Source organism: Nocardia ninae NBRC 108245 (genome assembly GCF_007990755.1).
Taxonomy (GTDB): domain Bacteria; phylum Actinomycetota; class Actinomycetes; order Mycobacteriales; family Mycobacteriaceae; genus Nocardia; species Nocardia ninae.
Window position 1 is genome coordinate 83,806 of sequence record NZ_BJXA01000009.1, and the last position, 21,753, is coordinate 105,558.

A 21,753-nucleotide genomic window follows, 5' to 3' on the forward strand; every position below is an offset into this window, starting at 1 on the left:
CTGCAACAGGGTGGAGTTCAAGGGATTACGGCGTAGCGGCTTCGAAACCGGCGTCCGCCGCGATGGCCTTCCACCCTGGGCCGCCGAAAATTGTCTTCACCGCATAACCGGCAACGTCATCGACGAATGCGCGACCGGTGATCGCGTATTCCACCGCGTTCTCTTGGTTGAGCTGCTGCTCACCGACTTCGGTGACAGTGAACTTAGGCACCTCACGAATCATGTAGATGCGATTCGCGCCCGCACCGTCGACGCTGAGGAAGACCGCGCGCCGGTAAGTGATCGACGGCTCCACCGGGTCGGCGAATTTGGTTTCCCCCGTGGTTGCATCGAACTTCACCGTCGACAGGTCGGCGTTGTGCCACAGTTCGAGGTTGAGCTTGTGGGTCTCCAAGCCGGTCCACGCAATGGTGGTCTTGCGCGAAATCATGTCGATTCGTGCCGCCTCCAGCAGACCCCACGCTTCGACCTCGCTGCTTTCAACTTCGGGCGTGAATGTCGGAGCATTCTCTTTCGAGATGTGGCCGATACTCTTGAAACCCGCAGTCTTCAAGTCAGTGAGGTCGGAAGTGGCCCCGGTGAAATATGTCGCAGGGAGCACGGTCGCGTAGGGCGCGAGCAGGACAGCACCGGCCAGCGGCTTGCGAATGAGCTTTTGCTTCAGGTCGCGAATGGTGGCAAAATCCGCCATGGCAAACTCCAATATTCAGTTGTGTATTCAGTTGTTAGGCCGCGAGCTGCGACCCGATGTACTCCGCCGCCCGGACCATCACCGCCGGGTCCTCACGCAATAGACCAAGTGCGGCATTGCAATTCGCGCAGAGAAGGGCACGTACCCGCACCGGGTCAGAGAGGTGGCAGTGATCGACCACAAGCGGTCGGCCTTCGGGTGGATGACCGCAGATCCGGCAGATGCCGCCCTGCTGGTCATACAGCTGCTCGTACTGGTCGCGGGTGATCCCGTAGCGGTGCATGAGCTTTCGCTCTGCGGCGCAGTCGCTGCATTGACGTTCGAGCCCACCGCGTTTGGAGGCGTTGCGGTGAAATCCACTGGGGGGCTTGGGTTTATGACATCGTGTACAGCGCCTCAAGACTGCTCCCGGAAGCTGAGGAAGAACGAGGCGTCAACGAATCGGTTGTCCTCGGTGATATCTGGGACTTGGGTATTGCCGATCGCTTCCTCGACGGAATCGATGAGGATTCCGCCGACTTCTGTTCCGCCTGCGGCCAGCATCCGTTGCCGGACACGTCCGGCAGCCGACCACGCCTTGGGCCGGGTGTCCTCGACCACCACGATGGCGACCAGTGCTCGATCGGTGATTCCGTCCGCATCGACACCTCCGCCGATGCGGTTGATCGCGATGAGCGGGAACTTCAGTGACCACTCATCGCCATCAGGCAACGCGGTGCAGGTGTAGCCGAGGTCTGCCAGCAGCGACAAGCACACCAGTTCGACGTCAGGAAAGGCCATCAGTGGCTCTCGATCCACGCGACCACCGACTGCTGGCGACGGTTATCACCGCCGAAGGTGTGCCGACCTTGCCAGCGATGCGGAAACTGGCCTGGTTTGGGGCGCTCTTGCACCGCCGGGCGCGGGTAGTTTGGGATACCCCGTGCCGCGTTCATCCGGTTGCCCGCGTTATTGACCTTGCCGAACTCCACGGCCGCCGAGTACGGCATGACCGCTTCCACGACCGCGACCCACCGGTCAGGTTCGGCACCGAAGTTGCCGCTGCCCAGCTGGGTGGTGACTCGCACGGTCTGAGCCATCGCGCCGGTACGGCGTGGTGCCCGCGCACCGTAGAGCGCTTGGGCGACGTAGCCGATCTTGCGGACCGTGTTACGCATCTTCTGCCCGACCATGATTTCGGCGATGCCAGGGTTGAACCATCCGTCATCGCCAACCGGGTGCCCGGCGTATTCGAACTCGGCCATCAACCACTCACCCGCTTCGCTCTCACTTCGACCCCAGGAGCCCAACCGGTCATCGGTGAGCGCCACGGGGCCGGTTTGCCGACCACGGCATAGACCTGGCCGTCTGGCAGCTCGATCTGATCGCTGGCGAGGATGTCGGTGCCGCGAGGGCAGTACAGGGTGACGTCGCTACTCACGCTCGATCGGAAGTCGAGTTCGCCGGATGAGTTGTCGGCATCGGTTGCCCGCCAGTCGATTCCGACACCCGACACGGTGTGGTGGGCGTCGTAGGACTGGTCGCCGAACTTGTCGCGCGCTGGCCTGCGCAAGACGGTGATCGTTTCTCCGAAGGGCATCACGGGGTCCACCTCGGAGCCTTTACGCCGACCATCCCGAACCGGCGATGCTTCGGGACGAACACCGACAGCTCTTCCTCGGTGAACGAGATGGCCGCCGTGTGGTTTTCGGTATCGAACGTGACCCGGAACGGGCCGACCGTCTGATCTCGTACACCCATCGGGTTGCGAGCCAATCTGAGCACCGCGTCCACGACAAGCCGACGCGCATTGGCCGCCGTGATGGCAGGCAGTCCGGCCGGACCGTTGGCGAGCAGTGGAACCTTCAGCCGCAGAAGCGATTCCGCGTCAATGATTCGTGCTTCCACCCATGCGGTCTGTCCGGGTGGAAGCTCGCCCTCGAATCGGTCCTTGACATCTTGAACGGTCGCGAAAACCCCCACTAGCCACCGGACTTCGTGGCAGGTTTGCGGGTCGTGCGCTTGGGCGTCGCCTCAGCGATCTCAGGCTTATCGTCGGCAGCAAACCCGAAAGCAGGCTCCTCGGCGACCGGCGGGACTTCCCACACGTCCGGATTGGTGATCAGGGCGATAGCCCACGCAGGCACCTCAGTATTGGGGCCGAACTCGTGGGCGGTGCCGTCCTCGTCTTGGACGTGCACGAATGTATTCAGTTGTGGCATTAGGCTTTCCCCATTAATCGGAACGCATCAGAAGTCGCATTCCCGACCGAGCGCGTGGCGCGCTGAAACAACATTCACACGCGCCACAACGCTGCGCCAGATGAATCAGAAAACGTCGGCCACCATCAGCGCCTCGGGGCGCTCCAGGACCGGCAGCAACAGCGAATCCACGAGCGTGGATTCCTTGTACGGGGGACCGCTCTTGATCACCACGCCGGTCAGACCGGGCGCGTCGGCGAAGGCCATATCAGTTTGCGCCGCCGACACCAGCTCCAGTGCAGTTGCGGTAATCCCCCACGCGACATAGCCGAATGGCGAAGACGCGGGCGGCAGGAAGATCACCTTGTCCTCGGGAATGACACGGGTGTCGATGCCCTGCACATTGATCACGGTGTCGTAGACGGCCGCGATCGGCGGCAAGTTGAAGTCGTCGAGAACATTGTTGACGATCGACTTCGACACTATCTGCGGAGTGCCCGCAACCGAATTGGCGTAAGCGCGGAACTCTGCGTTCCGCTGGAGCAGGCCAGCAGTCTTGCGGGAGATGATCATCCCCGATGGCGGCGCACCGACATCGCGGGTGTACTTCTCAGTCCAGGTGGTCAGGTCGGTCACCACGGGCGCGGTTGCCACGGTCGTCCACGGGGTTGCGGCCGACACGAAATGATCTGCGGGAACCTGAAAGTCGGCGGTCAGGTAGACGCCGTTCTCAGCGAGGGTGATCTTGCCGGTAGTCAGCAGTTCGCCACGGGCGACCTCGACGCGGTTGCGGATACTCCGCACAGCGATTTCCAGATCGTTGTAGATGGCGTTGGTGATAGCAGCGGCATTGCCGCCGTCTTGGCGGACCTTTTCCAGCTGCAGCCGCTCCAATTCACCCTTGGTGCCCTGGATCGACATGGGCAGCAGATCCACTTCACGAGTCGACACGAAGTCGCGCTCGAGGCTCGGGATATTGCCGTCGAACGCTCGGAAGGTTGCGGTCCGGTTCACGCGGGTAGCGTTCGCGAGACGAATCGTCTGCTCCTGCACCAGCTTGTCCGGAATGAATTGTGCCAGAACATGGTCCGAAGGAGTCGGAACCTGTCGCACGAAATAGGTGGCATCGTCCGGGGTGACCGGACCATCGAAAATCAAAGCCATGGGAACTCCGTATTAAGTTGTAAAATCGACGACTTCGGCTCAGAAGAACTTGAACCAGGCCGCCAAGTCGACCTTCGCGGGTCCGTCCAACCCGTGACCGGGCGGCAGCTTGTTTTCCTGGATCAAACCGACACCGACCCACAAGGGCGCGGCTTCCTTGCCCGTCAGATCAGTGGGAGTGAATGCGTCCCACAAGAAACCGGCGGCGACCTCGCGACCATCAGTCGCGGTGTTGTCGTAGGGGCCATAGAGCCCGCTCGCGGTGATCTTGCCCAGCACGATCCCCGATGGCAGGTAGCCCTTCGGGTAATGGGTCGCCGCAACGAACTTCGTCATATCGAGAGTGACCGATGCACGGCCCCGCTGCTCGGACTGATCGGCATACACCCAAATCCGGGAATCGCCGTAACGAGTGCCGGTTTGGCGCACAGCAATATTGCTCATAACAAACCCCTCCAGGGGAAATCAGGAAAAGGAACTCACGGCTTCGAACCGAATCGGCGTTCAGCCTCGACGCGACCGCCGTCACCGCGTTTGGTCTTGGACTGACCGGATTGGCCCTGGCCGTAGTTGGAGTGGCGCGCGACCGGCGAGCCGGGCACCGGAGGCTTGTCGCCGTACATCTCGGTGAGGTGGGCGACGACCTTTTCGCCGTCGACGTGACCGTCCTCGTCAAGGAACGCATCCGCCTTCACTGTGTCGAGCCAGTTGTCCAGCTTCTTGCCTGTCAGCACGATCGACCCGAAGCCCCGCAACTCCGCGCTGCGCAGTTGTGGCAGCAGCTCGTCACGTGCTGCCTGCACTGCTTCGGCTTTCGCCGCTTCGATCGCGTCGGCGTGCGCTCGCTGCTCATCGCTGAGCGTCGAACTCTCCAGTTCGGTGATGCGGTCTCGCAGCAGCTGGGCCTCTTGCGCCGACAGGCCGTCTTTCAACGACTTGGCGACGCTCTCATGTTTGCGAGACTGGTGTTTCCAGTAGGCAAGCGCCTGTTCAACGTCCATCTCAGCCAGCGGAGTGTCCTCGGGATAGCCGAACTTGTTCAGCTTCGGCTGGTTACCTCCGTCTGCCGGATCGTCCACCCTGTCAGCAGGATCGGGGGGATTGTCGCCGCCCGGATCTGGATCGGGTGGTGTGTCGACGGAACCTCCGAGGATCGGCCACACCGGCTTGCCGCCGACGATGCCAATGGCCTGTAGTCCGGTAATCGGGTGAAGCGGCAGATCATTCATATTCAGTTTTCCCTGTCGGGTTTGAGATTGGCCGGACGCGCCGTGGCGGGCATCCACACGAATCAGCGAGACAGAATCGCCTTGTAACGGTCGATCTGAGTGCGCTGGTACTGGACTGGGGAGGAATCCTCACCCAACCCTTTCGCGAGAGTCTGGCGAAGGTGGCGTTCCATCAACGGCAGTTGCCGTGACGCCACTTCGTACTCTCGCGCAAACTCATCGAGGTCCACCGGCTGTGGCACGGTCGGGTCGCGATAGTGCGGGACCTTCTGGCCGCGACGTGCCGGAACAAGGACTGCCTGCAGCTCGCCGTGCTCGTCGAACTTGTACCGGGTGCGTTTCAGCTGGAACTTACTGTTGCCGCCCGCTTCGTCGTAGAGACGATCCAGATCGTCGCGGTTCAGTTCGTCGCCGGGATCGTCGTCAGCGGTCACCGGCAATGTTTCACACCGGCAGTGATCGTGGATCGCCTTCATCGCGTCGGTCTTGTAGAGCCGATCCGATGCTGCGACACACAATCCGCACGAGCCGGACTTCGATGCCTCTGGATGGATGACGCGCCGCCAACCGATCACACCAATTCGTTGCCGCGCGGCTTCTTTATAGATCAGGTGCTCGGCTTCGCGCTCCGCTAGAGACAGATTGGTCCCAGAAACAAGTTTCACACGATTCACGGAATCTTCAAGAGCAATAGCCGGGTCCGTCCCGGAGGAGACCGCCGCACGATATTGGCGTGCAGGCCGGTTGAATACTTCCTCCACCGGAAGCCGCAGTGATTCGACACCGCCGGACACCACATTCTTCGGCTTGGTGAACTCGGATTCGAACGCCCCGAACAGCCTGACCTCCGGCGGCACCTCGGGAAAGAAGTCGGCCAACTCCACCTCAAGCTCACTGAAGTACGCCAGCTGCGCGGCGGTGGCCAGCGACACGATCGCTGCCTGCGCCGCCATGGACAGCTCAGCGGCCGACTCCGCGAACTCGCCCACCTGGTAGCCGTCGAAAGGGTCGGTCAGCCGCCACTGGGATTCGATCCGATCCGCAGTGCGCGACATGATCAACTCACGCCGCGCCGCCCGCGACAGCAGCACCCGAATCAACGTGGCAGAGACCGCCATTACGCCGCCGCTCGCTCAGGCACCTGCGCGCCGGTCGTCGCTGGCTGCGCCGAGTTGCGTGCACTCGCCGACGCGGTCGCCGGGGCCGGACTGAACGAGTTGTCCAGCGCCATCGATTCCTGGATCAATTCGGCCTCGTTGAGTTTGGCTTCCTCCGGCGTCAACTCCAAGATCGAGATCAACTGGCGCTTGCGCGAAAGCACACCCTTGGTCTTGGCGATCGCGTCAGCACGAGCCTGCAAACTAGAGCGATCGACCTTGGCCCACAACAGCTTTACACCCTTTTGCCGGGCTTCCTGCTGCGCGAGACTAAAGGCGATCTGCCAGACCAGCACCCACGGCGAACTCTGCCGGGCCTGACGGTCAGTGATCTTGTCTACGAGAGCCTCACGCATCAGCGACGCTCCCTCGGCGGTTTGGTTGGCCGCGTCCGGAGTGATGATGTGCATGGGAGTTCGTGTCGCAGCGGCGAACTCTTTCACATCGTCTCTGATCGCATTGATCAGCGGCGTAAGGTCGGCCTGCTCTGACTCCCAGAAATCCACGCCTTCGGGGACCAGCCACAGCGCACCAGGGTCAGCTTGAAACAGATCCACCAACTCGTCGTCAGCCACAGTCCGGATGAAGTTCGTTGAATCGTTGTCAACAGTGAAATCCTCAGCACCATCGAGGTTTCCGCGCACTGCGCGTTGCCGGAAACTCTGGTACCAGCCAATGACAATGCGCTGGAAGACCCCATCCATGATGCGGTCGAGCAGATCAATATGTGGCTCGAACTCCCCCATCGCCAATTTGTTCTCAAACCGTACGGCGGGCACACCCCCCATCAGCTCCAACCCTTGCACAGCCTCGGTATCGGTCAGCTCCCACTCGTCGAGCTTGAATGATTTCGAGGTCTGGCCAGGCTCGCGCCGCCAGGTGTATTTGGCGTTATCGACGAACAGCAGCGCTACCTGTTGGTCGGCGATCTCGTCGAGGTAATACTTGACGAACGCCCGCAGATAGCGCGGGTTCGCCGGATCACGCTGGCCTACAGCGAATCTCGGGTCTTCAGCCATGATCATCGGCATCGCGTCGGGCACACCTTCGAGCGGGGACGCCACCAGTGCGTACGCCTCACCGCACACGAACAGATAGGTTTGCAGGTCGCGCTGTAATGCGGCCCAGCCGGATTCGTCGGCGATCTGGCGGCTGATATCGTCGCCGTCCAAGTCCTTATCGGCCTCGGTCGATACACCCTGCAGAATGCTGCGATCGGTCATCACATCCACGGACATCGTGGCGTAGTTGCTGCGAGCCTTCCTCATGACTTCTTTGAAGGTCGGCTTGTATTTCTCGCTCACAGTCGGCAGCGGCGGATCGCCAATGTAGTAGGACCACAACAGATCCAACCGTTCGCGCCGCGTCTTCGGGGTATTCACCGACACTGCCCGGCGCTCGCCGGGAATCTTCTCATCGAATTTCTTCATCAGGAATTCGAACCATTCGTCCGGTGTCCAGTCGGCACCGGAGACAGCTTCTTCAGCCATATCAATCCATCACTAACGCAGCCGTGCCGCGACTCGTCGTTTACGCGGCAATCCGATCCCCTTGGCGACAGCGTCCAGACGGCATTGCCATGCCAGCACGGCCGCAACAGCGGCGTCGATTTTGTTGGGGCTGTCAGGGTTTTCTTTTGCAATCTGAACGCCCTTGGTGGTGATTCGCCGACGTGCGTTCAAGACATGGGCGGTCAGTGTCGGGTCGCCGTCGTGGCGCAATTGCTGATCGAGTACGGCGTTCTCGAATTCTTCGAGTGCCTTAACCGATTTCGTCGCGCGCTCCCCGGTCATCCACCACTCAATCGGATGTGGCCCAGTGGATTTCACGAGCAGGTGTGGGCCGTACCGGGCTTCCCAGTTGGCTACGACCGACTCCCAGCGGGCGGGATCGGCGTAGAATCCGACGACACGAAAGTCTGTGAACGCCTTGCGGACTGCCGCCTCGACATCATGTTCAGGCACTTCCCAGCCGTCCGTGTGGACGCCGGGCGGCTGCTCCCACACCTTGACCGGAAAGACCAGCCCATCCGCGACGCGGCAGCCAATCAATGCTGATGCGTCAGTGACGCCGCGTCGCCGTTTGCGGCTGCCGTCGAAGCCGAGAACGATCACGTCGTTCGGCTGAATAGGCTTGGTGTCCAACACTTCTGGACCGCACGAGTCCCACTCGTACTTCGCGAGCCAGGCATTCTCCGCCGAGGTCGCGGTGTTGAACCAGTAGCGGAAGCTGCTGATCACGTCGTTACGTGGGTCCGCGATGGCCTCCACGAGACCGTCGAGGTCGTTCCAGGCCGCCGTGTCGCCGTAGGACTCGGTCAGCGCCTGGCGGACTTTGTCTTCGTCCTCCAGCTCCTCGGGCGTGATCGATCCGTAGCGGTGGTCGAACAGCTGGCGCGGGTGTTTCTTCAACTTGCCCGCTACTGCGTCGGCGACCAGCTTGTAGGTTTGCTCGGCAATGGAGTCTTCGCCGGGCGCGTACATCGTGCTGGTTTCCAGTGCGAATGTTTGCGCGGACTTGCGGCGTTTGCGCAGGTTGCGGGTCAGCGTTTTGTAGACCTGGCGCAGTTCAGGCTTGTTGTAGAGGTGGGTCTCATCGAAGAGAACCAGCGTCTCCTTACCGCCATCTTTGGATGCCGAGGACGCCGAAATCGGGAGGATCTTGCCGCCGCCCGGAATGAGGATGCGCGTCAGTCCGGCGTCGTCGCGATGACGCATCGCAGCGACGAGCGGACCTTCGGTCACGTTCAGAAGGATGGTGTCGTATACGAGTCCGGCTTGTCCTTCTTCAGTTGCGACGCAACGGATTTCAGGGGTTTTGAGTACTTTTCCCATCGGTTCGCCGGGCTGGTAGGTGTATTCGAATCCCTGACCCCACGGATCACGGAACACTTCGCCGCCGGATGCCCAGCCATCGAACCGGCACGGGCCGAGCCCCTCGAAAAGACCTATGTAGGAGGCGATTTCGCTTTTGGCTGCCCCTTTGGGCCTGCTTAGGAACGCGTGGTCGTAGAGCCTTCTGCCCTCGGTGTCCTGGGCGTACAGATCGACCAGGAATGCGCAGTACTCGTCGATGATCGGTGCGCAGCTTTCGCCGCCGACATCACCGGGGCCGTGGACGGCGAAGAACTCCAGCCAGGAGACGGCTAACCATCCAAGGCTGCGATCACGGTCGTGTTCTGGGTGGGTGACGACATCATGCGGCACGGTTGCGGCCCGTCAGGCGCGCCCGGCGTTCCTCAGCGAAGGACACGACCTCGGCATCCGGCCCGTCGTCCACCTCGTCGTCGCCGGTCTCGGCAACGACCTTGATCCGAGCCTTGGTCAGGTCGTCTTCGGTCAGCCGCAGCCCGACCCCCCACGCAGAGATCAACGCCTTCAGCCCCTCGCTGGAACCTCCACCGAGATAGCGCGACGCAGCCGGAAGAGACAGGTGAAGTTCCAGCCACGTACCTGGTCCCCACAAACGGGCCTGGGGCAGTCGAGCCAATTCGGCGTAGAGCATTCGTGCTTCATCGCTGCAAATGACCCACTCAGGAACCGGCGGGATTTCACCGTCGAATGGTTCGTTGGGTACTTCAGTCCAGCCGTCACCACCGATGTACGGGTCCGCGTTTGTACGCACCCGCTCATCCGGGTTCTTCGGCGCTGGTCCAGGTCGTCGTCCAGCCATATTAAGTTGTCTCCCTGCCGGGTTCGCTTCTCCGCGTTCGGCTCCCTGCCGGGTGTGCCATTAACGTGGGGTGATCGACGAGACTTGAACTCGCTTTCCCCGTTCCGGGGCCAGGATCACAACCTGGTGCCTCGACTCTTCGTGCCTCGATCACAGTCCCTTCGGCACGATTCGAACGTGCACAGGCGTCTCAACGAAGACGCCGCACCGCCACTGGTGCGTAAAGGGTTCAGGCACATGCTCGCTAGTTTCCTATTCGACGCATTTAGCCTTATTTGCTAGGTTAGGCGGCTTAATTAAGAGTGCAAGATGATCGATAGCATTTCCCGAATCCTCTTGATACGATGCCGATCATGAGCCATATCACTCTTCAACCACACAGCCTTACCAATCCGTCCGACAAATATCGAGTCGTGAGATTCGACGACTGGCGGGCATTCGCGGATGGCGAATTGCACCATCTTCCCTGCGTTGCCGAATTCACTGAATCCGCAGTCGCCGACGCGCACCGCGACGAATTGAACGATGCCGACAGCTGATCGTCGGCACGTTCCGCAGCCAGGACGGGGAGAATCGAACTCCCGCAAGCGGTTTTGGAGACCGCCGCTCTACCACTGAGCTACGTCCCATCAGCCGGACCAGCACGCACGTACCGGCCCAGCGGTGATCACGCAGCCGCAGGCAGATCCGGGATCTCAGCGTCCGTGGCGGTGGTGTGGTCCTTGAGGTTCTGGAGAAGGTCGTCCAGGCGCGAGAAGTCGAGGCCCTCCGCCGGAGGATTTGCCTTGATGTGCTGGATCTCCGCATGAATCTTCACGACCAGGTCGCGGACACCGGCGATGGTGCTGGTAATACTGTTGATCTTGTCCTGATTGCTCATGAGCAACTCCCTAATCTCTGCCAACTGTTCGGCCATGGTGGGCGTGGCCTCGGTGATGATCCACACAGCACGACCCCTTCCATGCGTTCACTCCCCGGCTCCCCCACCAGGATTCGAACCTGAGCTACCAGAACCAAACTCTGGCGTCCTGCCACTAGACCATGAGGGAAATGAGCTGACCCGCCAGGACTCGAACCTGGAACGAGCCGCTTAACAGGCGGCTGCTCTGCCAATTGAGCTACAGGCCAATAGGTCTGGGTGGCGGGATTCGAACCCACGTTCCTCGCTCCCAAAGCGAGAGTCCTGGACCTAGCTGGACGACACCCGGCTGGCAGTTTTTCGTCTTGCCATCGACGCCTACCCGCCCGTTAGCCGGACTGGCTTACCAGGAACTCCGCAACGTACGGGAGGATGAGAATGCCGAACTTCAGCAGTGCGATAGCGGCGGCCACAAATGGATCGATCATAGTAATCCCGGATGCTTTCTTCGATGGTCCCGATGAATAACCGCGCGACGGTTCCTCTTCCACGCCGCACGTGACTCCCCATGGGTTTTCAGTTTGTGACAGTCAGCGCATACTGCCTGCAGGTTGTCCAGGGCATCACTGCCGTAGGACTTGCGGTTCACGATGTGATCGACCTCGGTCGCCACCTTCGTACAAACTCCGAATCGGAGTTGGCAGCGCCCACGATCACGAACCAGCACAAGCGGACGATTCCGCACAAACTCGACAGAATCGACCTGCCCCTCATCCGACCACGCCACACCACACCCCCGCGCACAAACCTATTGCCCTACATCATGATCCCAGCCCCGAACAGCCTCGGCCAGATGATTGGCCGGTCGCCGTTTTGGTTCCTACTGCTAAACTCCAGGCATGGCAACACGCACGAACATGTCAGCCCTTGACCTAAAGGTGCGCCTGCAGTTCGCCACAGCAATCTGGGACCGGATCAGCGAACTCGAACTCAGCGGCGTCGAGGCTGCGGCACGTCTCGGCTGCGGTTCCACGGAGATCACCCGCATCAAGCAGCAGAAGGTCGAAGGCTTCAGCGTGAGCAAGCTTTGCGAATGGGCCGAGAAGCTCCGCCTCGACGTGGACGTGGTGTTCACAGGCCCGTCGACAGATGCGCATGCCGAACGTCGCCACGCCTAGAGAACCGAACGGAGACAGGACCGAATGGCCAAACGTAAGCCTGGTCGCGAGTGGTCCGCAGCTGGCATGCCCCAGCTGCGTGACCGCATGGTGGGCCTGATCAACTACGCCGTCGACACGATCGAAAGCCGAGGCGCTGACACGACTCGACATACGGTGCAGTCCGTCGATGAGACCATCCACCAAGCGAAACGCGACCTGTCGACGTTGCCAAATGCGCCGCTCTACTGGGTCACACCCAATCTAGTCGACCTCGTGGTCCATGCCGCCGGTACTGAAATGCCTGACTGGACACCGACATTGGCAATGCCGTCACCCACCGGACTCATGTTGTGGGCCAAGCCGATAGCGAAACAGCCATGGACCGATGACTATGATCAACAGCGCGAAGTCACCATCGACGGAGTCAGTTGGGCGATGCATCCGGACGGCCTGAAGCTCGCGGTCTGGTCACGGCTCGGTGAGCACCGCGAAGGCCAGCGGCCACACATCCGACGACGCTCTTCGCTAGCCGAGATCTATGCCTTCCACAGCCCGGACCCAGACACCTCCGCCAAACTGAGCCTTGACCTCGATCGCCAGGACCAAGGGCTTTCGATCATGTCTCTGGTTGGCGCGACTTGGCTGATGCAGGGGCAAGAGCAGATCACTACTTCGCGAGTGTTGAGGGGTGATTCAGGCCGAACGGCCAAGGCTGGCGAGGCGAACGACGCCCCGACCGTACAGATTGTTGACCTCCGCCTGTATCCGGCCGTGGAGAATCCCAAGGATGACCAGCCCGCCGACCGCGCCGACGCCGAATCCCGATGGACTCATCGCTGGTGGGTCGGAAAACCGCACGGATTCTGGAGACAGCAGGCTTGCGGGCCAGGCCACAGCCAGCGCAAACCCAAGTGGATTGCGCCATTCATAAAAGGCCCCGATGACAAGCCGGTCGTGGCAGAACGCGTACACCTGCTGCGCTGATCAGACGTCACCGTGACACTGGCCGTGACTCAGGAAGAGCTTCCGCCGCCTCTATCGACGCCGAAGTAAAGTATCCCCGAACGCCCCAGTGCCGCCTCTGCCCCTGCATGCGCCTGGGGCTTCGTCATATCCGTAGGACCCTGAGATCCCGTATTCACCGCGAACCACAGAGCGGTGCGGGACGGGCTATGACCTGGGGGGAGGGGGTCCTCCCCCACCCATGAAATAGCTGGCGACCTGGGGAAACACAATGCCGGCGGTTGCTGGTAACAAACCGCTGAGTTCTTTTCCCGCAAAGCCGCATAGCGCTGCTAGGTGTGCTATCACGCTTGCCCAGCGGGCCGACAGCGCCAGCGGGCCGACAGCGCCAGCGGGCCGACAGCGCCAGCGGGCCGACAGCGCCAGTCCGAGCCCCATTCGTGAAACGAATTTCAAGGCATTCATCAGGCGTTTAGTCGCTAGTGCCAAATTGGGGCTTGCGCATCTTTGGTCGGTAGTGCCTAATTGAGTCACAGCAGCCCACCGGGGGCAGCGGAAACGGGAAGGAGGTACCAATAGCAAAAGCGCAGCGCACGATATGTGCGCAAAGGTGCACTACTTGTGCACATCTCGGGCCTAGCACGTAGGAATGTGGACGTTGCGAAGAGTGCTCTGTACGGGATATCACCTGTACGACCTGCGTACGTTTGATCGCAGGATTCCAGGAAAGCGGCGTTAGCCGAACTACCTGGTTTGCGGGGCGGTGTGAGAGGCAGCCGTATCGGATCGGGAGCGATCCGTTAGCCCTACAAAACAATAGATTCTGTAGTGGATACTTCCGCGCAGCGTGTTCATGCCTGAACTCTGGGCAGCGGCGGATTGAAAACAAGGACTAGTGAGCAGTCACCTAGGGACAGGTGTGCTGGTAGACGCCCCGAACGGGGGTTACGGTCCATACGGAGACGGCTACAGAGAGCGTTTACTCACGCTCGATACTTGAACAACCGGGCTACGGCAGGTTTGCCAGGGAATGGAACGAATAGGTTCCATTCTCGCTAGGTTCAATTCCTAGGTAGCCCACCAACTTTCATTCAGATTGCATTCATCGAATGCGTACCACAGGAGGAGTCTGTGAAGAATACGGACATCTATGTGCATCCTCGAACGGGTGCGCAGGTCGCCGTCGTCACATTCACGTACAAGCGCGACGACGGGCAAAAGGTGCACGTGAGCAACGTGCGCGTAGACGCTCCACTTAACGGCGGTGTTCGCAAAGGTATCCGCAAGCTCGGATACAGGAATGTCCTGGAGGTGTCGAGCTACCGCTATCTCACCAAGCGTGAGGTTGATCAGACCACAGTCTTAAGGACTGAGGACTCGGTGGCTACGTATGCCCGTGAATCGCTCACAAAGCGGAGCCCTGGGACTGTGGCGGCCGATGCGTTCGCGTCGGGCGCAGTGAGTGCTCGTCGATACGACCGAGCTAAGGCAAGGCGTAAGAATCTCGCTCCCTCTCAGATCACCAAGGGGCAGGTTGACGCAATGGCTCGGGCGTCTGTCCGTGCCGGAATCGCGTAGGAGTTGTACGACATGAACGAAATCCAGTCGTCTCCGGATGACGAGTTGGTTGCGGCTCGGGCTGCCGTATTTGCCTACGATTGCAGTCCAGCGGTGTGCGCGTTCGAGGCGATAGCGTTCGGCAAATGGTGGGTTCAGTTTGGTCGGCGCGAGAGGTCTGGGATGGACCCCGGCGGCGCGTACTACGACAAGCGGTTCCTTGCAATGCGCCGCGAGGAGGGGAAGAAGACGAGCGGGGCTGCCTATGTGGAAATCCTTGCTGCGCGCCAGATGCTGGCTGACGCGACTGTGGCCGGTTAGCGCATTTTGACGAGTCGGTAGGTGAGCCCGCGTCCATCTCACGGACGCGGGCTCACTCGTCGATTCGACCGAGTCGGCGGTTATGGCCTGATCTAGGGGGACTTCGACCATGAAAGCCATAGCTAAGAAGGTCCATTCGTCCGTTACCGCACACGCTCACATTGTGACAAACCATAAGTCTCATTTGCCGATCGCTATGGCGGGTGGCATCTATGGGTCGATGGCAATTGGGTTCTACAGCCACGTTCTGTACGCGGCGCTTGCTGGCGCGTATTGGTTGGAGTACTGGATTGAGGGGCGCAAGCACCGGGATTAACTGAGTATTCGGTTCGGGAGCCGTCATCTTTCGGGGTGACGGTTGCCATGTCGACTACTTGGGTTGACGGTCTATCAATTTCACACAGGGGATAAGTATGTGCAAGGTCGATATGTACAAGTGGAGCGGACAGCAGACCGCTGCCGTCCGGTCCATGTGCCAGCTGTACGGACAACCGTTCAATCCGGTCGACCACAAGGTCACTGATGATGGCGCAGTCGTCGCGATTGTTCCTGATGCCAAGGGCGACGTGGTGACGGTCATCGTGAACCGTGACGGGCGCGGGATGGTGGCAGCCGCATGACCAGAACGGATGACGTGGTTGCGCCGACCGTTGAGGAGTTCGGGGTCAAGTTGACGTACGACGACTTCCGATGCTTGGAGGCATTCGTCGGTCAAATTGCTGGGCACTGGGCTCGAAATGGTGACGCGACTGAACGCGCGCAAGCCGCTTACGAACGGATTTGGCGGGCGTTGCGCGACGCACGTATTGAGACATTCGGAGAACTTGAGCGCTTCTAGCTGTTCTCTATCGGTCTTTTAGTTCGGGCATCGACCTTTACGGGTCGGTGCCTGTTCTCGTTTCAGGGACTGTTCTTCAACAGAAGGTTCAACTAATGGCTATTGGTGCACGGACTAAACGGATTCGCCGGATCGCGAAGGTGTATCCGATTGTGGAGAAGTTTCAGGCATTCGGCAAGGAATGTGATGGCGTGTGGTGGTCGCGGCGCTGTGGCCGTGGCGAACCGTTCGAGTTGTCTTTACCTTTGTCGGTCAACGCTCGTGGTGATGAGCCGTACGTCGAATCGAATTACGAGATCGCGCAGGAGCGGTTGGATAAGGTTTCGGCGTTCGGTGCCGACTATCGCGTCGATCTGTGGCCGGGTGGGTCGATCTATACCTTGACTGTGCGCGCGGATGACGCTCTCGCGGTGCGGGAAGCCCAGGAGATCGTGGATGCGTTGCAGAACTATCCGTTCCTGAGTGACGACGATGTGTCGCGGCGGGAATGGGACAGAGATCATCCTGATGACTTCACTTGCGATTCCGAGTATGCCGATGACGAAACCGGCGACTGTGGGTGCGGTAATGCAAAACGAAAATGGGCACATGATCACCCGGATGAGTCATCTTGCGATTCGGATGATTGGGAATGCCCGTGCGGACGGAACGCCGAATGACGTTACCGAAGCTATGTGTCGTATCTACAAGGGGGAGATGCGTCCACGCGCCTCGCGCTGGGCACTACGACATGCGTTGGTGAGTCTGATCTAGCGGAGATGGCGGGGCACGGGATTCGTTCCGTACCTCGGCCACCGCGCTACATCTGTGCGGGTCGAAGCCTTCGCGGGTTTCGACGTGAAAGCGAGAAAGCGAATCGAGCATTGTCTACTTTTACTGCTGACCTGAAGGTGCTGAAGGGTGACCTTTTGTTCATCAAGCGGGCTGCCGGATTCCGGCGGGGGTTCCATCCTGCGCTCAACCTGCTGGCAGTCGCCGTCGAGGATGGTTATGCAACGACCAGGTTCTACAATTACGAGGTTGCTGTGACGGTGAGTATGCCTGCCGTGGGCGATAGTACGTCTTTCGCGGTGGACATGACGGCATTGGTTGATGCCGTGAAAGCTGTGGGCGCGAAAGATATCGGAACGTTCACGGTGAATGGCGACACGCTGACGGTTTCGGCGGATGGCGTGGCTGTTACGGTGCCGCTCGCTGGCGCTGGGTTGCGTGAAGACATGCCAGCGCGGCCCGTGGTGGACGGGGGGCCGATGATAGCCATGGCGGGTGCTGAGTTTGCGCGTATCGGCTCGGTTACTGCTACGTCGGTCGGGCAGGACGACACGCTGCCGGTACTGACTGGTGTTCGTGTCGAATGCAGTGGCAACGAAGTGGTCGCAGTCACCACGGACCGCTTCAAGCTCGCTGTAGTCGAGGCGACAAATCAGATTGCGGCGGCGGATGCATTCGTGTTGCTGATTCCTGGTCGCCCGTTCCACCATTTCGCCAAGCGAGCGGACAAGTCGAGTGAGGCGTCGGTCACTGTCGGCGCGAACGGCATGGTTTCGCTGGTGTCTGACACTTGTACTGTCGTTGTGGAACAGCTCGATTACGATTTCCCGAAGTGGCGCGGCTTGCTGCCTTCCGAATTCAAAGCATCTTTTGTATTCGATAGCTCGGCGTTGTTGCGGGCGGTTAAGGCACTGCCGAAGGGTGCGTCGACTATCAACCTGCATATCGAGTGGGGCGCGGTCGAAGTGGTTGGTTACAACGGACGTGACGAGTCTCCGTTTTCGTCGATGTCGCTCGATGTCACCGAGGCGGAATGCGATTACGGGATGGTCATCAAATTCAGCGCCGAGCGCGTGGCTGCGATACTTAACTCCATACCCAAGGGTGTGAAGGTGCGCTACAGCGGCACTACGCCCACTCGTCCCGCTGTGTTCGCGTGGGATGGCGCGCGCGTTCTGCTGATGCCGATACGGATTCCCCAGTGAACGTGGACGACAGCCTGAAATTGATGCGGGAAAGGTTGGATGAGTTCGCTGCACAGATCCCGTCGTACACCCGATGGGATCGCCATTACAGCGAGCCTGAGTGCCCACGGTGGTGGTACCTGAATCAGATTGTCACTCTGGCTGAGACCGGGGAGGTACCGGCGCTGGAGGCGTGGCGGAGGATGGTTGCGCTGCTGACGGCTGAAGATCTCAACGATGTGATCTGGGTGAAGTGCGCTCGGCGGAACATGTGGGTGGCAGCTGTGCGCGGCGAGACATGGGAGTACGGCGATCCTCGGCCGCAGCTGCCCGCGCTCACGCTGACGGCGGTATTCCATCCGCTGCGCTGGTGCGGCGAAGCAGATGTGGTTGAGGGGCCGGACAGTTGGGTTGTCTCGGATCGGAAGTGGGGCGTGCTGGGTAAGTCCTTGCGGCGCATCGCTCAGCATCCGGATACCTACGATCTGAGCTTCCTGGCCAATGATCCTGACGCGCCGGACTGGGTGCGCGCGCGTGCGTGGCGTGGCGAGTTTTCGATCACCGCTGACCTCGAAGTGGAGAGCAACGACGCGGATTAGAGCGATATTGTTCCAATTCTATTGTGCGACGCCGGATCTCATGTCCGGCGTCGCTTTTTGTTTGAAGGGATGTGCCTGGATATGGGCAAGAAGTCTCCGAAGCAGACCGTTGCTTCGGCGCAAGCGATTCTGGAGCAGTTGGAAAGCTTCGGCGGCGAGTTCGATCGGATGCATTGGGCGGATGTGGAGATCCGGAAGGCGGTCGATCGCTATCCGGACAAGCGAAACATCTTGTACCACTGCTTCTCTCCGGATTTGATGAGAGCCACCCATGAGTTGATGGGTGAGGAGCTGGTGTTCCGGGCGCACTGCCGGGAACTGCTCGAACGCGTCGCAACCGGAAGGTCGACAAAGCCGGGTACGGCTGTCGAGGTCGCGTTGGCGTGCATGGAGAACAGCTTGAAGGCTCCGCTGTCGACAGCGGCGGCGGGGCTGTACATGCGGATGTGGAAACAGGCCGAATTCGGCTTCTCGCAGCAGTTTGAGGGTGTGGCTGACGACCTCCAGTACTACGAGGCTATTGCGGGGAGCGAGATCGACGAGCTGGAGCGGGTATCGCGCGTCAAGCTGGCGGTCGCTGACCGGGTGCTGCACGACATTGAGTGCGACGGGATTCACTGGGGCGAAAGGGTGGACTGCGAGTTCGCGGACAAGCCGGTGAAAGCGGCGGCGTGACGGGCGAACAGGTTGGCGGCGGCGCGGTGGGACAGCGGGAGCCGTTGTGAAGACGGCGAATTCGTGATGGCGGTGTTGCCGCTGGTGTTGATGGCTGCGGCTGGTCTAGCGGCGTTGATTGTGTTGGTGGTCTTGATGTTTCGGTGAATGGGCTCTACTCGACCGCATCCGATATCGGGTGCGGTCTGCGGGGTGCCTATCCCCCTTGTTGGAAGTCCGAATTTGAGAGTGAGGTGTCGGATGAGCGCGAAGGATGAGCGCGGCAAGATCGTTGAGGTTCTGCGCGACAGAGTCGATGAAGAATCCGCCGAGGTTGTCGAGGACTACGCGTGGGGCAGCCACAAGAATCAGCACGTGAAGATGCGGCACTGGGTCGAGACAGCAACGTCCGGCCAGTACAAGGGGCAGATGCGCCTTGTGCACCAATCGACGAACCCTCGACGAGACAACACGGTGTGGTTCAAACCGCAGCGGGGTCAGTACGGCAACTGGTTCATGTTCCTTGTTCGCTACGAGAACGGCCACGTCGATGGTGTCGGCCTCAGTACTTATCTGTCGGGCGAGCGCTGGGTTGAGTTCTACAACTCGGGGATCTGGGAGTTCCTCACCGAGAAGGAACGCGGGACGATCGCGTACCTGTTGCGTCGGTACAACCACGGCTCACCAAACGTGTGGGCGGACTGGCATGCGAAGGTCGACGAGGTGCGTACCTTGAGCATTCCCACCCTCGACGAATGGAAAGGGCTGAACGAGGGGCGGTACGTCAACGAATCAGACTACGAGCATCTTCGTACCTACCTCGAGATGGGCGGGCCGGACATTCGCACCGCGCAATGGTGGGGCTCGACAGGCAGGGTTGTAGACCTGGACGCAGGGGCAGAGGTCACCGCGTGAGCGCATCGCGAAACTTCGAGTGCTGCCCTACCGGCGACGAGCGCCGACGCCGTGCTCATATCAAGAAGATGGGTGCGTATGCGGCAAAGTTCGCTGCCGAAACTGTTTCGTACACAGACGATCCGCGATGGGAGGAACCGACTGACGAGGCGTTCGCGGAGCACTTCAAGGGCTGCGTCGTCCCAGCCCCGCTCGTGACGTACACGCATATCCGGGACATCTTCATGACCGAGTACGCCGAGGAGATCGCACTGTGCCGCAGGGAGTTCCACACCGATTGGAGTGACCGCCGGGCTGATGAATCAGCGGTCGATGAGGAGTAGATAGCTACCACTGAATACCGAAATTAGTTGGGACGCCGTATGTTCGGCGTCCTTTTGCATGAGAGGTGGTTATTGTGGATAACGTTGAGGTGCTGGAAGCGGCGAAGCGGTTGTTCGAGGAGTTGCGAGCGGCCGGGGTTGATGCGTCGTTCGATGCAAATCCGGTCGAGCGCTATTGGGAACCGATCGTCGACGTCAAGACGCCGGGGCACGTTTATCAGATCTGGGCGTTGAGTATCGAGGATTCCTACGATGTCTACGAACTCGTGAATGAGCGCCAGGGCTGGGCGGACTCCCCCACGGTCGCTGGCAATGTCGATTCGCGGCACGTGCTGGCACTGTTTCTCGGCTTGCGGGCTATGCACGAGGCGCAGGCCCGGTCGGAAAGTGAGAACGAGACGCGCTGTGGTGGTGCCGTTATCGAGGCTGGAGTCAAGTACGCCCAGTGGATTACAGCGATCCGTACGGGGCGCGAGCGGCCGGGGTGTGCCGAGATGTTTGCCTACTTCGCTGCGAAGGACCTTGCGGTGGCCGAGACATGCCGAGTCAACAATGAGTCGTTGGCGGAGTCGACGCCGGAGAAGCTTGCCGAGATCGGGATGTCGGCGCAACCGTGGAATCCGCAGGGGCTGACTGTCGATCAACGCCTGTTCATCGATGAGCGGGTCACGTCCGAAGCGGTGGAGTACCTGATCCGGATTGCGATGACTGGTCAACCGGGTCCGCAAGCTCCAACCGTAGTGAGCGATCGTTAGCGAGGATTGGGTATGTACGACGTTGGTCCTGAAGAGATGTGGGCTCGGATCGGTGCGCGGTGTGCCAATCGGTTCGATCGCGCGTGGTCGGCGCGCCTGGGTGCTGAGGGGTGGGCTGATCAGTGTCCGGGTGCCGATTGGTTCGAGGTGGCGGTGCGTCGGTTCGTTGATCTGTGCCATGAGCGAGATGTTGATCCGGCGCTGTACACCAACGAGGACAACACAGCATGGTTCGAGGTCGCACGCCAGCCGCAGTCCCTGCCGGGCTCCAAGTGGGTGAATGTGTACAGCTTGACTCGCCACTACGGCGGGCCGGAGGAGGGCGGCTGGTGGTATGACGAGGGCGAGTTGATGCTGTCGATCCAGGTGACCGACGAGGACGAGGTAGCCAGCACGGTGGAGGAGCTTGAACAGATCTATCCGAGCACCAAGGCGAGGTACAACTACCACGGCGGCGATGATCACTCGATCTACATTGAGGACAAGCCGGGTGCGGATTGGTCGAATCATCGACCGTGGGAGTAGGGAGTTGTGTTGAACGATTGTTGCGGGCCGCTGTGCAGGAAGATCGCGGCCGGTGCCGATGCTCCCGAACGTGGTGAGGCGTTGCCGACCGAGCAGTGCGGCGACGCCCCGATGGTCGGTGACCTGCTGATATTGGAGTCCGACTTCCGGTGCGTGGATCGGGAAGGGCCGAAGCGCTTCCACCATTTCGAGGTCGCGACCGCTGCGGCGGTGTCGTCGGTTGGGCAGGTTGAGTC

General features: G+C 60.5%; 31 protein-coding genes and 4 tRNA genes. 15 read left to right on the plus strand and 20 right to left on the minus strand.

The window, feature by feature from the left end; translation table 11 throughout:
- Positions 1-25 precede the first annotated feature (25 nt).
- The 14 genes from NN4_RS09360 to NN4_RS47115 form a co-directional block, all read right to left on the minus strand.
- The gene (locus NN4_RS09360) at positions 26-691 is read right to left on the minus strand and encodes a phage tail tube protein (RefSeq protein ID WP_147129535.1); all 666 of its coding nucleotides are present in this window, start codon (positions 689-691) and stop codon (positions 26-28) included.
- A gap of 34 nt (positions 692-725) precedes the next feature.
- Positions 726-974, minus strand: coding sequence for an endonuclease VII domain-containing protein (locus NN4_RS09365; RefSeq protein WP_147129536.1), 249 nt, complete (start codon positions 972-974; stop codon positions 726-728).
- A gap of 113 nt (positions 975-1,087) precedes the next feature.
- On the minus strand, positions 1,088-1,471 hold the full coding sequence (locus tag NN4_RS09370) for a phage tail termination protein (RefSeq protein ID WP_147129537.1): 384 nt from the start codon (positions 1,469-1,471) through the stop codon (positions 1,088-1,090).
- A complete protein-coding gene (locus tag NN4_RS09375; RefSeq protein WP_147129538.1) occupies positions 1,471-1,935 on the minus strand; it encodes a hypothetical protein in 465 nt (154 codons plus the stop codon). The genes NN4_RS09370 and NN4_RS09375 overlap by 1 nt, the downstream gene beginning before the upstream one ends.
- A complete protein-coding gene (locus NN4_RS09380) occupies positions 1,935-2,270 on the minus strand; it encodes a hypothetical protein (protein ID WP_147129539.1) in 336 nt (111 codons plus the stop codon). The genes NN4_RS09375 and NN4_RS09380 overlap by 1 nt, the downstream gene beginning before the upstream one ends.
- On the minus strand, positions 2,270-2,578 hold the full coding sequence (locus NN4_RS09385) for a hypothetical protein (protein ID WP_147129540.1): 309 nt from the start codon (positions 2,576-2,578) through the stop codon (positions 2,270-2,272). Before NN4_RS09385 ends, NN4_RS09380 begins: the two co-directional genes overlap by 1 nt.
- A 74-nt stretch (positions 2,579-2,652) precedes the next feature.
- Positions 2,653-2,892 (minus strand): hypothetical protein, encoded by a 240-nt coding sequence (locus NN4_RS09390; RefSeq protein WP_147129541.1) that lies wholly within the window; start codon positions 2,890-2,892, stop codon positions 2,653-2,655.
- 105 nt (positions 2,893-2,997) lie between these two features.
- Positions 2,998-4,035, minus strand: a complete 1,038-nt coding sequence (locus tag NN4_RS09395) for a major capsid protein (RefSeq protein WP_147129542.1) — start codon at positions 4,033-4,035, stop codon at positions 2,998-3,000.
- Between the two features lie 39 nt (positions 4,036-4,074).
- Positions 4,075-4,479, minus strand: a complete 405-nt coding sequence (locus tag NN4_RS09400; protein ID WP_147129543.1) for a head decoration protein — start codon at positions 4,477-4,479, stop codon at positions 4,075-4,077.
- 35 nt (positions 4,480-4,514) lie between these two features.
- Positions 4,515-5,264, minus strand: a complete 750-nt coding sequence (locus tag NN4_RS09405; protein ID WP_147129544.1) for a hypothetical protein — start codon at positions 5,262-5,264, stop codon at positions 4,515-4,517.
- A 62-nt stretch (positions 5,265-5,326) separates the two neighbouring features.
- On the minus strand, positions 5,327-6,382 hold the full coding sequence (locus NN4_RS09410; RefSeq protein ID WP_147129545.1) for a hypothetical protein: 1,056 nt from the start codon (positions 6,380-6,382) through the stop codon (positions 5,327-5,329).
- The gene (locus NN4_RS09415) at positions 6,382-7,911 is read right to left on the minus strand and encodes a phage portal protein (protein ID WP_147129546.1); all 1,530 of its coding nucleotides are present in this window, start codon (positions 7,909-7,911) and stop codon (positions 6,382-6,384) included. Before NN4_RS09415 ends, NN4_RS09410 begins: the two co-directional genes overlap by 1 nt.
- Before the next feature lie 12 nt (positions 7,912-7,923).
- Positions 7,924-9,627: a terminase large subunit domain-containing protein gene (locus NN4_RS09420; protein ID WP_147129547.1), complete on the minus strand. Its 1,704-nt coding sequence runs from the start codon at positions 9,625-9,627 to the stop codon at positions 7,924-7,926.
- Complete coding sequence (locus tag NN4_RS47115; protein WP_443093874.1) at positions 9,617-10,093, minus strand: phage terminase small subunit; 477 nt, start codon at positions 10,091-10,093, stop codon at positions 9,617-9,619. Before NN4_RS47115 ends, NN4_RS09420 begins: the two co-directional genes overlap by 11 nt.
- A 353-nt stretch (positions 10,094-10,446) precedes the next feature.
- Between NN4_RS47115 and NN4_RS09430 the strand changes: the two genes are divergently transcribed.
- Positions 10,447-10,632, plus strand: coding sequence for a hypothetical protein (locus NN4_RS09430; protein ID WP_147129549.1), 186 nt, complete (start codon positions 10,447-10,449; stop codon positions 10,630-10,632).
- A 19-nt stretch (positions 10,633-10,651) separates the two neighbouring features.
- On the opposite strand, the gene NN4_RS09435 is transcribed toward NN4_RS09430, so the two are convergent.
- The 6 genes from NN4_RS09435 to NN4_RS46750 all read right to left on the minus strand — a co-directional run bounded on the left by NN4_RS09435 (position 10,652) and on the right by NN4_RS46750 (position 11,739).
- A tRNA-Trp gene (locus NN4_RS09435) sits at positions 10,652-10,722 on the minus strand.
- Between the two features lie 38 nt (positions 10,723-10,760).
- On the minus strand, positions 10,761-11,039 hold the full coding sequence (locus tag NN4_RS09440; RefSeq protein ID WP_147129550.1) for a hypothetical protein: 279 nt from the start codon (positions 11,037-11,039) through the stop codon (positions 10,761-10,763).
- A gap of 32 nt (positions 11,040-11,071) precedes the next feature.
- Positions 11,072-11,142, minus strand: a tRNA-Gln gene (locus tag NN4_RS09445).
- Between the two features lie 6 nt (positions 11,143-11,148).
- Positions 11,149-11,221, minus strand: a tRNA-Asn gene (locus NN4_RS09450).
- A gap of 5 nt (positions 11,222-11,226) precedes the next feature.
- Positions 11,227-11,301: transfer RNA gene (locus NN4_RS09455), tRNA-Pro, on the minus strand.
- A gap of 135 nt (positions 11,302-11,436) precedes the next feature.
- Positions 11,437-11,739 carry an HNH endonuclease gene (locus tag NN4_RS46750; RefSeq protein WP_147129551.1) on the minus strand — a complete coding sequence of 101 codons (303 nt, stop codon included), beginning with the start codon at positions 11,737-11,739 and terminating at the stop codon, positions 11,437-11,439.
- Between the two features lie 112 nt (positions 11,740-11,851).
- Between NN4_RS46750 and NN4_RS09465 the strand changes: the two genes are divergently transcribed.
- From NN4_RS09465 to NN4_RS09530, 14 genes are all read left to right on the plus strand, one after another.
- Positions 11,852-12,130: an XRE family transcriptional regulator gene (locus NN4_RS09465; RefSeq protein ID WP_147129552.1), complete on the plus strand. Its 279-nt coding sequence runs from the start codon at positions 11,852-11,854 to the stop codon at positions 12,128-12,130.
- A 24-nt stretch (positions 12,131-12,154) separates the two neighbouring features.
- Positions 12,155-13,096 (plus strand): hypothetical protein, encoded by a 942-nt coding sequence (locus NN4_RS09470; protein ID WP_147129553.1) that lies wholly within the window; start codon positions 12,155-12,157, stop codon positions 13,094-13,096.
- 1,110 nt (positions 13,097-14,206) lie between these two features.
- On the plus strand, positions 14,207-14,653 hold the full coding sequence (locus tag NN4_RS09475) for a hypothetical protein (RefSeq protein ID WP_147129554.1): 447 nt from the start codon (positions 14,207-14,209) through the stop codon (positions 14,651-14,653).
- A gap of 12 nt (positions 14,654-14,665) precedes the next feature.
- Positions 14,666-14,953, plus strand: coding sequence for a hypothetical protein (locus tag NN4_RS09480; RefSeq protein WP_147129555.1), 288 nt, complete (start codon positions 14,666-14,668; stop codon positions 14,951-14,953).
- 413 nt (positions 14,954-15,366) lie between these two features.
- Positions 15,367-15,573, plus strand: a complete 207-nt coding sequence (locus NN4_RS09485) for a hypothetical protein (protein WP_147129556.1) — start codon at positions 15,367-15,369, stop codon at positions 15,571-15,573.
- Positions 15,570-15,791 carry a hypothetical protein gene (locus tag NN4_RS09490; RefSeq protein ID WP_147129557.1) on the plus strand — a complete coding sequence of 74 codons (222 nt, stop codon included), beginning with the start codon at positions 15,570-15,572 and terminating at the stop codon, positions 15,789-15,791. The genes NN4_RS09485 and NN4_RS09490 overlap by 4 nt, the downstream gene beginning before the upstream one ends.
- A gap of 95 nt (positions 15,792-15,886) precedes the next feature.
- Positions 15,887-16,450 (plus strand): hypothetical protein, encoded by a 564-nt coding sequence (locus NN4_RS09495; RefSeq protein WP_147129558.1) that lies wholly within the window; start codon positions 15,887-15,889, stop codon positions 16,448-16,450.
- Positions 16,451-16,654: 204 nt separating this feature from the next.
- The gene (locus NN4_RS09500; protein ID WP_186818333.1) at positions 16,655-17,767 is read left to right on the plus strand and encodes a DNA polymerase III subunit beta; all 1,113 of its coding nucleotides are present in this window, start codon (positions 16,655-16,657) and stop codon (positions 17,765-17,767) included.
- Complete coding sequence (locus NN4_RS09505) at positions 17,764-18,345, plus strand: hypothetical protein (protein ID WP_147129560.1); 582 nt, start codon at positions 17,764-17,766, stop codon at positions 18,343-18,345. Before NN4_RS09500 ends, NN4_RS09505 begins: the two co-directional genes overlap by 4 nt.
- Positions 18,346-18,426: 81 nt before the next feature.
- Positions 18,427-19,020, plus strand: a complete 594-nt coding sequence (locus NN4_RS09510; protein ID WP_147129561.1) for a hypothetical protein — start codon at positions 18,427-18,429, stop codon at positions 19,018-19,020.
- A 240-nt stretch (positions 19,021-19,260) separates the two neighbouring features.
- Positions 19,261-19,914 (plus strand): hypothetical protein, encoded by a 654-nt coding sequence (locus NN4_RS09515; RefSeq protein ID WP_147129562.1) that lies wholly within the window; start codon positions 19,261-19,263, stop codon positions 19,912-19,914.
- Positions 19,915-19,982: 68 nt separating this feature from the next.
- Positions 19,983-20,237: a hypothetical protein gene (locus NN4_RS09520; RefSeq protein WP_147129563.1), complete on the plus strand. Its 255-nt coding sequence runs from the start codon at positions 19,983-19,985 to the stop codon at positions 20,235-20,237.
- Between the two features lie 74 nt (positions 20,238-20,311).
- Positions 20,312-20,992 (plus strand): hypothetical protein, encoded by a 681-nt coding sequence (locus NN4_RS09525; protein WP_147129564.1) that lies wholly within the window; start codon positions 20,312-20,314, stop codon positions 20,990-20,992.
- Between the two features lie 153 nt (positions 20,993-21,145).
- The gene (locus tag NN4_RS09530; RefSeq protein ID WP_147129565.1) at positions 21,146-21,517 is read left to right on the plus strand and encodes a hypothetical protein; all 372 of its coding nucleotides are present in this window, start codon (positions 21,146-21,148) and stop codon (positions 21,515-21,517) included.
- Positions 21,518-21,753 lie beyond the last annotated feature (236 nt).